The sequence below is a fragment of the Streptomyces olindensis genome (assembly GCF_040645895.1).
Lineage (GTDB): Bacteria > Actinomycetota > Actinomycetes > Streptomycetales > Streptomycetaceae > Streptomyces > Streptomyces olindensis.
The window spans coordinates 1-12,574 of the sequence record NZ_JBEYZD010000084.1 but is presented as its reverse complement, the minus strand read 5'-3'; the positions used below and the strand labels follow the sequence as shown (position 1 = coordinate 12,574).

The window sequence follows — 12,574 nt, the reverse complement described above, 5'->3', positions numbered from 1 at the left end:
TCGCCGCCTGGCTGCGGGCCGCCCGCTCGTACGGCTTAGCTGAGGGCCGCCTGTCCCGCTTAGCTGCGGGCATGCGTGCCGCTAGGGGCGGCACGGGTGGGCGCAGCGGCACCCCGTTCCGCCGGGCTGCGGACCCACCCGGCCCCGGCACCAACGCCGAGCACCCTCAACAAGGCCCAGGGCAACAGCCGTCAAAAAACCCCGGCCCTCACACCAACCCCGGACACAATGACCCCGTGCGGTACAGAATCCTGGGCATCACCGAGGCACGCGACGAGCACGGCGACGCCGTACCCCTCGGCGGCCCCCGCCTCCGCGCCCTGCTCACCGCCCTCGCCCTGCGCCCCTCCCGGGTCACGACACCCGCGACCCTGATCGACGAGGTCTGGGCCGACGACCCGCCCCAGGACGCCCCCGCCGCCCTCCAGGCCCTGGTCGGCCGGCTCCGGCGGGTCCTTGGCAAGGACGCCGTGGCCTCCGAGACCGGCGGCTACCGACTCGCGGCCACCCAGGAGGACATCGACCTCTTCGTCTTCGAACGGCTCGTCCAGCAGGGCACCGACGCCCTTGCGGCAAAAGACCCCGCCGACGCGGAACGGCACCTCGACGCCGCCCTCGCCCTGTGGCGCGGCCCCGCCCTCGCCGACCTCCCCGACCGCTCCGCCGCCGCCCGCCCGGAGGCGACCCGGCTGGAGGCGGCCCGGGCCCGCGCCGAGGCCCGCCTGCGGCTCGGCCGCGCGCCGGACGTCGTACCGGAACTGCGGGAACTGACCGTCGTCCACCCGTACGACGAACCGCTGCACGCCCTTCTGATCCGCGCCCTGCGCGACGTGGGCCGCGAGGCCGACGCCCTCGCCGCGTACGAGTCCGCCCGCCGCGCCCTCGCCGAGGGCCTCGGCGCCGACCCGGGGCCCGAACTGCGCGCTCTCCACGCCGAGCTGCTCGGTTCGGCCGGTCCGGAGGAGAGACCCGCGCCCGGTCCGCCCGAGCGCACCGGCAACATCCGTCCCCGTCTGACCTCTTTCGTCGGCCGGGAACCCGAGATCGACGCCATCCGTTCCGATCTGCACGGGGCCCGTCTCGTCACGCTCACCGGACCGGGCGGCTCCGGCAAGACCCGTCTCGCCGAGGAGGCCGCCGCCGGGCTTCCGCAGGCCTGGCTGGCCGAGCTCGCCCCGCTCGACCGGCCGGAGGCGGTGCCGGGAGCGGTGGTCAGCGCGCTCGGTCTGCGCGAGACCGTGCTGATGACCAGCGAGCTCACGGCCGTGCAGGACGACCCTGTCGCCCTGCTCGTGGAGTACTGCGCCCCGCGCAGCCAACTGCTGATCCTTGACAACTGCGAGCACGTCATCGGCGCCGCCGCCCATCTCGCCGAGACCCTCCTGACCCGCTGCCCGGGGCTCACGATCCTCGCCACCAGCAGGGAACCCCTGGGCGTGCCCGGGGAGGTGGTGCGGCCGGTCGAGCCGCTGCGGCCGGACCACGCCCGCCGGCTGTTCGCGGAGCGCGCCGCCGCCGTCCGTCCCGACGCGGACGCCGTGCTCCGCGACGAGCAGGCGGTGGCGGAGATCTGCCGGCGGCTGGACGGCCTGCCCCTCGCCATCGAGCTGGCGGCGGCCCGCCTCCGGCTCCTCACGCCCCGGCAGATCGCCGACCGGCTCGACGACCGCTTCCGCCTCCTCACCTCCGGGAGCCGTACGGTCCTGCCCCGCCAGCAGACCCTGCGCGCCGTCGTCGACTGGTCGTGGGACCTGCTCGACGAGGACGAGCGCAGGGTGCTGTGCGAGATGTCGGTGTTCGCGGGCGGCTGGGACCTCGCCGCGGCCGAGGCGGTGTGCGGCGGGCCCGCCGCCGAGCTGCTCGGGGCGCTCGTCGACAAGTCCCTCGTCGTGGCCGCCCCCGGCGCGCGGGACGGCTCCGGCGGCATGCGCTACCGCATGCTGGAGACCATCCACGAGTACGCCGTGGAGCGTGCCGCCGAGGTCCCGTCGCTGCGTGCCGAGGCCGAGCTGCGGCACCGCGCGTGGGTGCGCGCGCTGGTCGAGCGGGCCGCTCCGCTGCTGCGCTCCGCCGGGCAACTGCCCTGGATCTCCCGCCTGGAGACCGAGCTGGACAACATCCGCGCGGCCCTCGACCGCGCCCTCACCGCCGGGGATGAGGCGGAGGCCGGCTCCGTCGCCGTGGCCATGGGCTGGTTCTGGTGGCTGCGCAACTACCGGCACGAGGGCATGGAGTGGCTGGAGCGGACCCTGCGTCTGGGAGCGGCCCTCGACACCGGCCATCGCGGGTCGTCCGTGGACGAGCCGGGCCTGCCCGACCCCGTCGACCACTTCCTCGCCGCCCCGGACGGCGAGGCGGGGCATCCGCTGCACGCCCTGCGGATGGATCTGCGGATGCTGCATCTGTTCTTCCTGGCCGAGGCGGGGCCTCTGCAGGAGTTCATGGACCGGCGGCGGACGTACGTGGAGCGGGTGTGGACGTTCTTCGGGGAGGGCGGGCCTCGGTCGGCCCGGATACCGGGACTCATCTGGCCGATGATCTGCACCTTCGCGGGCGGCCAGGACGGCCAGGACGGCCAGGACGGCCAGGCCGACCAGGACGACCACCGGGGCGATCACCAAGGCGACTTCCGCGGCGATCACCAGGGTGACCTCCGGGGCGTCATGGACTCGGCCGTCGCCAACTGCCGCGCTCACGGCGGGGACTGGGAGATCGCCGTCGCCCTGATGTTCCGCACGCACATGGTCGTCGACGCGCCCGGCGACCTGGTCGGTGTCGACGACGACCTGGCGGAGCTGCGGACCCTCAGCCGCCGCGTGGGTGACCGCTGGCTGCGGGCCCAGGTGTGCAGCGCGGCCGGCGAGGCCGCCATGGCGCGCAGCGCCTTCGAGGAGGCCAAGGGGGAGTACGAGGAGGCCCTGCGGCTCGCCTACGAGGTCGGCGCGTACACCGAGTCGCCGTTCCTGATCGCCCGCCTCGCCGAGATCGCCTACCGGGCGGGCGACCGGCCGGGCGCGCTGGCGGCCCTGGACGAGGCGAGTGCCGCGGCCGACCGGTACGGCGTGGCGGACTCCAAGGCGTTCATCCTGCTGCTGCGCGCCCAGATGGCGTCCGAGGAGGGGCACACGGCCCGGGCGCGCGAGCTGTGCGAGGCGGCGCGCGCGGAGGCCGGGCGCGGCACACCGCCGCCGCAGTTCACGGTGATGCTGCAGCTGATCGACGCCGTGATCACGGCGGGCGAGTCGGGCCCGGAGACGGCCCTGCCCAAGCTGACCGGAGCCCTCCGCGAAGCCGTCGACAAGCGGTGCTCGGACACGATCCGGGCCACGGTCGCGGACGGCGGGGCAGGGCTGCTGGCCGACCTCGGCGACTTCCCGCGCGCGGCACGGCTGCTCGGCGCCGCCGACCACTGGCGGGCCGGCCGCCCGCACCCCCTGCCGGAGCGCGCCCAGGCGGAGCGGACGGACGCCGAGGCCCGCGCGGCCCTGGGCGCCGCCCGGTGCGAGGCGGAGCGCGCCCGGGGCTCCGCCCTCACGTCGGAGGACGTCCTGCGCGAGCTGGCCGAGGCACAGCGCGCGTCCACCGCTAGCCGCAGGTGAACTTCGACTCCGCCCAGTCGGCCGTCATCAGGGTGTCCAGGGTGCCGTGCGGCTCCACCACGAGGCGTACGGTGCCGCGGCCGGTGAGGTCCACATGGACGGGGACGGCCGGGTCACCGCCCTCGACGAGCCCGGACCGCCACAGCCGGGCCCCGTCGGCGTAGACGGAGAAGGACACCCTGCCGAGCCCCAGCGTCATGTCGTCCACGCCGACGAACGCGTCGTACGAGGAGCAGGAGCGGTTGAGGTCGATGGTGACGGAGGAGCTGCCGTGCACGGTGACGCCGTGCGCGTACCGCCGGTCCGCGACGGACATGCCGGACCGCTGCCAGACCCAGCTGCTCGCGCCGATCCGGATCTCGGGCTTCGTGCCGTCGCCGCTGACGTCGTACGACAGTTGGCTGAGCTGGTAGACGGCCGGGGGCGGTGGCGCCTCGGTCGGGGGCGGTGTGGGCGTGGGCTCGGGCGCCGGAGGCGGTGTCGGCCTCGGCTGCCTCGGAGGCCCGGGCGTCTGGGTGGGCGTCGGGGCCGGCGCCGCGTCCGGTGGGGGAGTCGGGGTGGTGCTGGAGGACGGTGTCGGGGCGGGCGTCCCGGCCCCCACGGGCACCATGGCCGGGGGCCGTGGCCCGGGTTCCCGCTCGGAGGGGGGCGTGGGCTCGCCCGGCCGCACCGCCGGCGACGTCGGGGAGGGAGGAGCCGTCTTCGCCTCCTCCGCGGGCTTGTCGTTGCCGCTCAGGGCCAGGACCACCGCGGCCACGACGCCGACGGCGACCACACCGGCCGCGATTCCGGCCTTCACCGGCGCGCCGACCCCCTCGGAGGCCGCCGCACCACCGCCGCCCGCGCCACTGCCGCCGCCCGCCCCGGCGGACGCACCGCCGCCCGCCGCCGCTGTCCCGCCCGACGAGCCGCCGCCCGCCGCCGCGGCCGCTCCCGCGGCACCGGCCGCCCCCGCCCCCGCGCCTCCGGCGATGAGACCGGCGGCCTTGGCGTAACCGGCGGCACCGAACCAGCCGATGACGGCGACCGGCACGACGGCCGGGATGCCCCCAGCCACCTCCGCGATCTGGCTCGCGGCCAGCCGGCAGCGCGCGCACTCCTCCAGGTGCTTGCGCACGCCCCGCTCGGCACGGGTGCGCAGCCGGCCCCGGGCGTACGTGCCGAGCTGGTCGGCGTAGCGCGCGCATGCCTCGTCGCCGGTGAGGGCGTCGCTGACGTGGGCCTGGAGGTAGGCCTGCTTGAGGCCCTCGCGGGCCCGGCTGGCGAGCACGCGTGTGCCGTTGGCGTCCAGCCCGAAGAGCGTGGCGACCTCACTGGGCGACTCGTCCTCGACCTCGGTGTGCCACAGCACGGCCTGCCACCGCTCCGGCAGCGACCGGAAGGCCCGCATGGCCATGGACCGCTCGGCCTCGTGCATCGCCCGTACGTCCGCGCCGAGTTCGAGCGTGTCGTCGTCGGACACGTGGGAGCCGCGCGCGGACTGGGTGGCGAACACCGCGAAGTCGTCGACGAGCTGCTCCCGCCGCGCCGACCTCGTCCAGGAGGCGGCGACGCGGCGGACGGAGGTGAGCAGGTACGCCCGTACGGCGTGCTGGGGGCCGGAGCCGCCGCGCACCGCCTGGAGCATGCGGGCGAAGACCTCGGCGGTCAGGTCCTCCGCGGTGTGGGCGTCACGGCAGCAGGTGCGGGCGTAGCGGCGCACGGCCTGCGCGTGGCGCCGGTACAGCTCCTCGTACGCCGAGTCGTCGCCCGCGCGCATCCGGTCGATGAGGTCGGCGTCGGACGGCGGCAGCTCGCGCGGCGGGGGCAGGACGCTGTCCTCGCGCCACGCGCGCTGGGCCGGGACCGAGCCGTCGACGGGGTGCCCGCCCTTCGGGCCGCTCGCGCGACCACCCTGGCTCGGCACCTGTGGCGGGACCCGGCCATCGGCCGCGGCGTCACCGCTCCCGCTGCCGCTCGACTCGTCCCGCCCGTCAACGCTCATCGCGGAAAGCCCCCGCCAGCCGCCCAACCCGTCCAGACCACCGGGTCAGACTGTCACAACGGCATCTCGTCAGGCCCTCGGAATCCGGACCGTCACTCATCCGTGGGGACTTGCCGCACGCCGGTACTAACCATCACTCATTCGGGGAAGACTCCCCTTTCGCTCCAGGGCCCGGCAGTCACTCCGGGCCCGGGAAGCCCACCTCTCGATCCGCCCGCAGACGCCCGGAAGCCCGGAAGCCGAAGCTCACGCCGGCCGCGACCGCAGACCCTCCAGCAGGATGTCCAGCAGCCGGGCCGAAGCGGCCGCCTGCTGCGCCGCGTCCGGCAGCGAGGGCGCGGCCGTCGCGATCACCAGCAGGACGTCCGACACCGACACGTCCGCCCGCAGCTCACCCGCCGCACGGGCCCGCTCCACGAGCTGGCCCACGACCTCGAGCAGCGCCGACGCCCCCGCGTCGTCCTCCGCCGCGACCGCCGGCACCGAAGCCACCGCCACCGGCTGCTCCGGCACCAGCCGCAGCTCCGTCGACCCCGGCTGGGTCCGCTGCTGCGGTACCCGCGCGCCGCCGGAGCCGTCCTCGCCGACCGAGACCCGCAGCACCTGGGGCGGCAGCAGCCGCCCGGCGCCGGAGGCCACCGACGTCCGCAGGAAGCGCGACAGCGCCGACCACGGCTCGTCCTCCTGCCCGAGCGCCGCACGCGCCTGGTCGGTCAGCCGGGAGGTCTCCTCCTCGGCTATCCGCCGCACCAGGACGTCCTTGCTCGGGAACCGCCGGTACACCGTGCCCACACCGACCCGCGCGCGCCGCGCCACGTCCTCCATCGGCGCGCCGTACCCCAGCTCGCCGAAGACCTCGCGCGCCGCACGCAGCACGTGCTCCAGATTGCGCTGTGCGTCCACGCGCAGCGGCGTCGTCCGCGGTCCGTCCCCGCGTCCGTTGCCCGCCGCGCTCATCGTCGCGCCACCCGCTGCCAGAGCGGATGCGGACGACCAATGAGAGTCCTGAACATGCATAAGTATTCCCCCGGTAATGACGTCTCCCCCCGGAGACACTCCCCGCCATTCGATCCGGGACGAGGGAACAGGCTCGGGTCCGCGGGCCCGCCCGTCGCGGACCCGGTGAGCACATCCCCCTACACCCCGTCGACACACGAACATAGTTGAGAGGGAGTCAATTCAGAAGGGGCAGGTTCCGCACGGAGCGCCCACCGATCGGAGTACGGGTCGTATACGTCCTGAATGTGCCCCCGCGCGCCCCCCACGCCACCCCTGCTGACCTGCGCGTCTTCACCACAGCCCGCTAATCCGGCCAACTCCGCGCGCTCTCCCGCTCCGGTCACACAATTCGTCGAGGCTGTGGACAAACGCAAGCGGCGGGTGCGTCATGGGATGGTGAAGGAACGTGCGCGCATTCTCGTTGTCGGTGGCGGCTACGTCGGGATGTACACGGCCCTGCGCCTGCAGCGCCGCCTGAAACGGGAACTGCAACGGGGCGAGGCCGAGATCACGGTCGTCACCCCCGACCCGTACATGACATACCAGCCGTTCCTCCCCGAGGCCGCCGCCGGCGCCATCTCGCCCCGCCACGTCGTCGTACCGCTGCGCCGCGTCCTCGACCGGTGCCGCATCGTCATCGGCGAGGCCACCGCCGTCGACCACGCCGCACGCACCGCCACCATCACCACCCTCGCCACCGAGGAGGAGGGCACCGGCGGCCGTCGGCTGCCCTACGACGAACTCGTCCTCGCCCCCGGCTCCGTCTCGCGCGCCCTGCCGATCCCCGGCCTGGCCGACCACGGCATCGGCTTCAAGACCGTGGAGGAGGCCATCGGCCTGCGCAACCACGTCATCGAGCAGATGGACATCGCCTCCTCCACCCGCGATCCCGCGATCCGCGACGCGGCCCTCACCTTCGTCTTCGTCGGCGGCGGCTTCGCCGGCGTGGAGGCACTCGGCGAACTGGAGGACATGGCCCGCTACGCCGCGCGGTACTACCACAACGTCCAGCCCGAGGACATGAAGTGGATCCTCGTCGAGGCCTCGGACCGCATCCTTCCCGAGGTCGGTGAGGAGATGGGCCGCTACACCGTCACCGAACTGCGCCGCCGCAACATCGACGTCCGTCTGCGGACCCGCCTGGAGTCCTGCGCCGACCGGGTCGCCGTCGTCAGCGACGGCGCCCGCTTCCCGACCCGTACGGTCGTCTGGACGGCCGGTGTGAAACCCCACCCGGTGCTCGCCGCCACCGACCTGCCCCGCAACGGCCGCGGGCGCCTCACCTGCACCCCTCACCTGTCGGTCGACGGCACCACGCACGCGTGGGCGGCAGGAGACGCCGCCGCGGTCCCGGACGTGACCGCCGACGAGCCGGGCCGCGAATGCGCCCCCAACGCCCAGCACGCCGTACGCCAGGCCAAGGTCCTCGCCGACAACATCGTGCACACCCTGCGCGGCGAGCCCCTCCAGACGTACGAACACGCCTACGCCGGCTCCGTCGCCTCCCTCGGCCTGCACAAGGGTGTCGCCCACGTCTACGGACGCAAGCTCAAGGGCTACCCCGCCTGGTTCATGCACCGCGCCTACCACCTCAGCCGCGTGCCCACCTTCAACCGCAAGGCGCGCGTGCTCGCCGAATGGACCCTGGCCGGCCTGTTCAAACGGGAGATCGTCTCCCTGGGTTCACTCGAACACCCCCGGGCCGAGTTCGAACTCGCGGCCGGTGGAAAGCCTTCCCAAGACCCCCCGGACAACCCGAAGGGGTCGTCCTGACCGGACCCAGGAACTCCTCCGGCCGGCCCGGCGTCTGACGGATGTTGGTCCGGTCCGCGCACTGCCAGACTGGTCCACCACCGCGGGCGTGCCACCCCACGTCCCGGTGCGGGCCCCCCGGGGCCCCGGCCGGTTCCGGTGCCGGCCGCCGACGACTACACGAGGCAAGGATTCGTGAACTTCACGCGCTGGAGCGCCCGGCTCCCCGGAACGCAGCGCCGCGCCGCAGCGCGGACCGAGCAGACGGCCTCCCCGGACCGGCGGGGGGAAGGCTCCGTGCCCGCCGCCCGTGCCGAACAACTGACCGACGAGACTCCGTCCGTACCCGCCGTCGACGAGCTGCGGGTGCGCGAGGTCCTCGACCGCGTCCCGTCCCTCGTCGCCCTGGTCCACGGCCCCGACCACCGCATCGCCTACGTCAACGACGCCTACACCACCGCCTTCGGCGTACGCCCCCTGGGCGAACGCGCCCGCGAGGCCCTCCCCGAACTGGACGCGCTCGGCCTGTTCCCCCTCCTGGACCAGGTCCTGCGCAGCGGCAAGCCCCGCACGGTGAAGTCCCGCAAGGCCCCCGACGGCCGCTCCTACACCTTCACCTGCACCCCGGTCGCGGAACGCGACGGCAAGGCCGGCACCGACGGCCGAGGCGTCCTGGTCTTCGCCACCGACGTCACCGACCACGCCGAAGCCGCCGAACGCCTGCGCGCCAGCGAACGCCGCCAACGCGAAACGGCCGTCACCCTCCAGCGCTCCCTGCTCCCCCAGGAGCTCGAACAGCCGGACGACCTGCGCATCGCCGCCACCTACCACCCCGGCGGCACGGAAGCCGCGGTCGGCGGCGACTGGTACGACGTCATCACCCTCGGCGGCGGCCGCACGGCCCTGGTCATCGGCGACGTCATGGGCCGCGGCGTCCGCGCAGCGGCGGTCATGGGCCAGCTCCGCACGGCCGTCCGCGCCTACGCCCGCCTCGACCTGCCCCCGCACGAGGTGCTCCAGCTCCTCGACGGCCTGGCGGCCGAGATCGACGCCAACCAGATCGCCACCTGCGCGTACGCCGTCCACGACCCGAACGAGGGCAAGCTCGTCTACGCCTCGGCAGGCCACCTCCCCATCCTCGTCCGCGACGAGAACGGCACGGTCCTGCGCGCCGACGAGCCCACCGGCCCCCCGCTCGGCACCGGCGGCTGGATGCACACCTCCGGCTCGATCCCCCTCAGCCCCGGTTCGACGGCCGTCCTCTACACGGACGGCCTGGTGGAGCGCCGCGACGCCGACCTGGACGAGGGCATCGCCGCCCTGGAACGCGCCCTGGCCGGCGCCACCGGCACGCCCCAGGTCGTCTGCGACCGCCTGGTCCGCTCGGCCGGAGTGACCCCCGACCACGACGACGACGTGGCCGTCCTCGTCCTCCAGCACCCCGCCCGCACGGGTCCCGAGGGCGAGCTCTTCCGCAACGCCGCCCTGGAGCTCCTCGGCGGGGTGGAAGCCGCCCCCCGCGCGCGTGCCTTCGCCTCCGGCGTCCTGACCAGCTGGCGCTTCCCCGCCGACCTGCACGACCTGGGCGTCCTGGCGACCAGCGAACTGGTCGCCAACTCTCTCCAGCACGGCACCCCGCCGATGCGGCTGCGCCTGCGCCGCACTGACCGCCGCCTGATCATCGAGGTCACCGACGGCGACGACCACCTCCCCAGACGCCGCCGCGCGGAACCGGGCGACGAATCGGGCCGGGGCATCGCCATCGTCGCCACGATCGCCTCGAACTGGGGCTGCCGCCGCACACCGGGCGGCGGCAAGGCGGTGTGGTGCGAGTTCGCCCTGCCGCGCACGCAGGCGCCCTAGCGAGCCTCCAGGATCAGACGTCGGCGGACACGGGAGCCCCGCCCCGCGCCACGACCCGGCTCTTCGCACGCCACGGATGATCCTGGACATCGGTCAGCTGCCGCCCCAACCGCACGGCCAGAACCGTGATCCCCAGGGAGAACACCAGGAACGCCACGATGTACGGCGCGTGCAGCGAGGCCCCCAGCGGCCCGCCCACCGCCGGCCCGACGGCCAGCGCGAGCTGCTTGACCAGGGCGAAGGCGGAGTTGTACTGCCCGGCCATCCCCTCCGGCGCCAGATCGGCGACCAGCGGGGCCACGGTCGGCGACAGCATCGCCTCACCCAGCCCGAACAGCGCGTACGTCGAGACGAACGCGGCCGTCGCCATCTCCTGGCTGCCGTGCCCGAGCCCCGCGTACCCGGCGACGGCCCACGCCACGGCCCAGATCAGCCCCACGGCCGCGATCACCCGCGACCGCCGACGCCGCTCCACGAACCGCAGCACGGCGAACTGCGCGACGACGATCACCAGCGTGTTGGCGGCGAGCGCGGTCCCGAGCGCGGACGTCGATATCCCCGCGGCCTCGACCCCGTACGCGCTCAGCCCCGACTCGAACTGCCCGTAGCAGGCGAAGAACAGCACGAAGCCCAGCACACACAGCTGCACCATGGCCCGGTTGCCCATCAGCTGCTTCCAGCTGCCCCGCCCCGACGCCACCGGGGCGCCCTCGATCCGAGGAGCGTGCGGCATCCGCACCGTCACCATCACCACGACCAGCAGCAGGAACATCGCCGCCTCGATCGCGAAGAGCAGCGTGAAGGACGCGGCACTGGACGTGTCGACCAGATGGCCGCCGATGAGACCGCCGACGCCGAGCCCGAGATTCTGCAGGAAGAACTGCATGGCGAAGGCACGCGACCGCGTCTCCGCACTGGAGCAGTCCACGATCATCGTCGCCAGCGCCGGCTGCATCACGGCCTGCCCGGCTCCCAACAGGGAGGCCGACACCAGCACGGCGGCCGCACCGCCGGCCACCCCCAGGCTCAGCGCCCCCAGGGCGGCGGCGACCAGGGCGGCGAGCAGCACCGGCAGCGGGCCACGCCGGACGATGGCCCGCCCGGCGAACGGCAGCACGACCAGCGCGGCCACAGCGAAGACGGCGAGCACGAGACCCGCCGTCATGGCTCCCAGCCCCCGCACCTGCGCCACGTAGACGTACAGATACGGGACCGTGAAGCCGAGTCCGAACGCGCTGAGTGCGTTGCCCACGTGGATCCGGCGCATCGCCGCGCCCATCGCCCTGGTCACGTTCACCTCTCTCACAAGTTAGGAGTGAAGACTTCGAAACTAAATTTCGAAGCTAAAGAGTACACATCCAAGGACTTCAAGGCAAAGAGCAGCCGTGCCATACTGCCGCCCATGGGCGACACCCCCGGCCCCAGCGAGCCGACCCTCGAAGAGCAGATCGCGGCGTACCAGCGCGAGTTCCAGGACCTCGACCCCCAGGTGGAGCAGATCGTCTCGGCCCTGTCCCGCCTCAACCGCCGCATGAACGTCGCCTACGGCCGTCAGACCGCGGCCCTGGACATCAGCAACGCCGAGTGGGAGGTCCTCAAGGCCCTCGTCCTCTCCGGCGCCCCCTACCGGCTGGGCCCCAGCGACCTCGCCAAGCGCCTCGGCCTGACCCCGGCGGCCATGACTCACCGGATCGACCGCATGGTCGGCGAAGGACTGGTCACCCGGGAGCGAGACGAGTCCAACCGCGTACGAGTCATCGTCGAGCTGACACCGGAGGGGCGTGAGAAGTGGCTGGAGGCGATGCGCCTGGCGTCGGTCTTCGAGGAAGACCTGCTCCAGGACCTGTCCCAGGAGGAGCGCACCGCGCTGGGCGAGGTCCTCACCCGGCTCCTGCGCCGGGTGGAACACGCCCAGCCGGACGCCGGCGGCCGCCTCTCCGACCTGGACTGACGCCCGCACAAAAGATCTTGACAGGGGGCACTTGACACCCCTCTGCCCGATCCGTAGAGTTCTTCGGGTTGCCGCGGAGCCGTAACGGTTCTGCGACAGCACTTCCGCCGCACGAGCGGCACCCAACCACTAGCAAGATCGCTCCCAACGGGGTTGATTTCGGCGTGCCCGAATTCAATTCGAATTGGGGCTCGGCGACCTGATCGACTCCGACTGGCTTCGATTTTGGAATCACCGAGGGATGGCGCTAAGGTTGGAGACGTCGGAACGGCCCAACGGCCGCGAGGACAACCCCAGCTGACAGGGGATCAGGCCCGAAAGGATCTGATAGAGTCGGAACCGCCGGAAAGGGAAACGCGGAAGCGGGAACCTGGAAAGCACCGAGGAAATCGGATCGAGAAAGATCTGATAGAGTCGGAAACGCAA

The 12,574-nt window shown here is 73.5% G+C and carries 7 protein-coding genes; 4 read left to right on the top strand and 3 right to left on the bottom strand.

Annotated features, from left to right (window positions below; genetic code table 11):
- Nucleotides 1-236: 236 nt before the first annotated feature.
- Nucleotides 237-3,599 (top strand): AfsR/SARP family transcriptional regulator, encoded by a 3,363-nt coding sequence (locus ABZ948_RS35290; RefSeq protein WP_359766612.1) that lies wholly within the window; start codon nucleotides 237-239, stop codon nucleotides 3,597-3,599.
- Here the strand turns inward: ABZ948_RS35290 and ABZ948_RS35285 are convergent.
- Complete coding sequence (locus tag ABZ948_RS35285; protein ID WP_359766610.1) at nucleotides 3,586-5,583, bottom strand: sigma-70 family RNA polymerase sigma factor; 1,998 nt, start codon at nucleotides 5,581-5,583, stop codon at nucleotides 3,586-3,588. The genes ABZ948_RS35290 and ABZ948_RS35285 overlap by 14 nt on opposite strands.
- 246 nt (nucleotides 5,584-5,829) lie before the next feature.
- Nucleotides 5,830-6,600, bottom strand: coding sequence for a TetR/AcrR family transcriptional regulator (locus tag ABZ948_RS35280; RefSeq protein ID WP_359766608.1), 771 nt, complete (start codon nucleotides 6,598-6,600; stop codon nucleotides 5,830-5,832).
- Between the two features lie 375 nt (nucleotides 6,601-6,975).
- Between ABZ948_RS35280 and ABZ948_RS35275 the strand changes: the two genes are divergently transcribed.
- The gene (locus ABZ948_RS35275; RefSeq protein ID WP_359766606.1) at nucleotides 6,976-8,355 is read left to right on the top strand and encodes an NAD(P)/FAD-dependent oxidoreductase; all 1,380 of its coding nucleotides are present in this window, start codon (nucleotides 6,976-6,978) and stop codon (nucleotides 8,353-8,355) included.
- Nucleotides 8,356-8,529: 174 nt separating this feature from the next.
- Nucleotides 8,530-10,197, top strand: coding sequence for an ATP-binding SpoIIE family protein phosphatase (locus ABZ948_RS35270; protein ID WP_359766604.1), 1,668 nt, complete (start codon nucleotides 8,530-8,532; stop codon nucleotides 10,195-10,197).
- Between the two features lie 13 nt (nucleotides 10,198-10,210).
- Here ABZ948_RS35270 and ABZ948_RS35265 read toward each other — a convergent pair whose 3' ends face one another.
- Nucleotides 10,211-11,476, bottom strand: coding sequence for an MFS transporter (locus ABZ948_RS35265; protein ID WP_359766657.1), 1,266 nt, complete (start codon nucleotides 11,474-11,476; stop codon nucleotides 10,211-10,213).
- A gap of 123 nt (nucleotides 11,477-11,599) precedes the next feature.
- On the opposite strand from ABZ948_RS35265, the gene ABZ948_RS35260 reads away from it, so the two are divergent.
- On the top strand, nucleotides 11,600-12,148 hold the full coding sequence (locus ABZ948_RS35260; protein WP_359766602.1) for a MarR family winged helix-turn-helix transcriptional regulator: 549 nt from the start codon (nucleotides 11,600-11,602) through the stop codon (nucleotides 12,146-12,148).
- The last annotated feature ends 426 nt before the right edge of the window (nucleotides 12,149-12,574 follow it).

Excerpts from the sequence above, each read along its gene's own strand:
- ABZ948_RS35285 (WP_359766610.1), bottom strand. The coding sequence starts at position 5,583 with ATGAGCGTTGACGGGCGGGACGAGTCGAGCGGCAGCGGGAGCGGTGAC.
- ABZ948_RS35280 (WP_359766608.1), bottom strand. The coding sequence starts at position 6,600 with ATGCATGTTCAGGACTCTCATTGGTCGTCCGCATCCGCTCTGGCAGCG.
- ABZ948_RS35275 (WP_359766606.1), top strand. The coding sequence starts at position 6,976 with ATGGTGAAGGAACGTGCGCGCATTCTCGTTGTCGGTGGCGGCTACGTC.
- ABZ948_RS35265 (WP_359766657.1), bottom strand. The coding sequence starts at position 11,476 with ATGGGCGCGGCGATGCGCCGGATCCACGTGGGCAACGCACTCAGCGCG.
- ABZ948_RS35260 (WP_359766602.1), top strand. The coding sequence starts at position 11,600 with ATGGGCGACACCCCCGGCCCCAGCGAGCCGACCCTCGAAGAGCAGATC.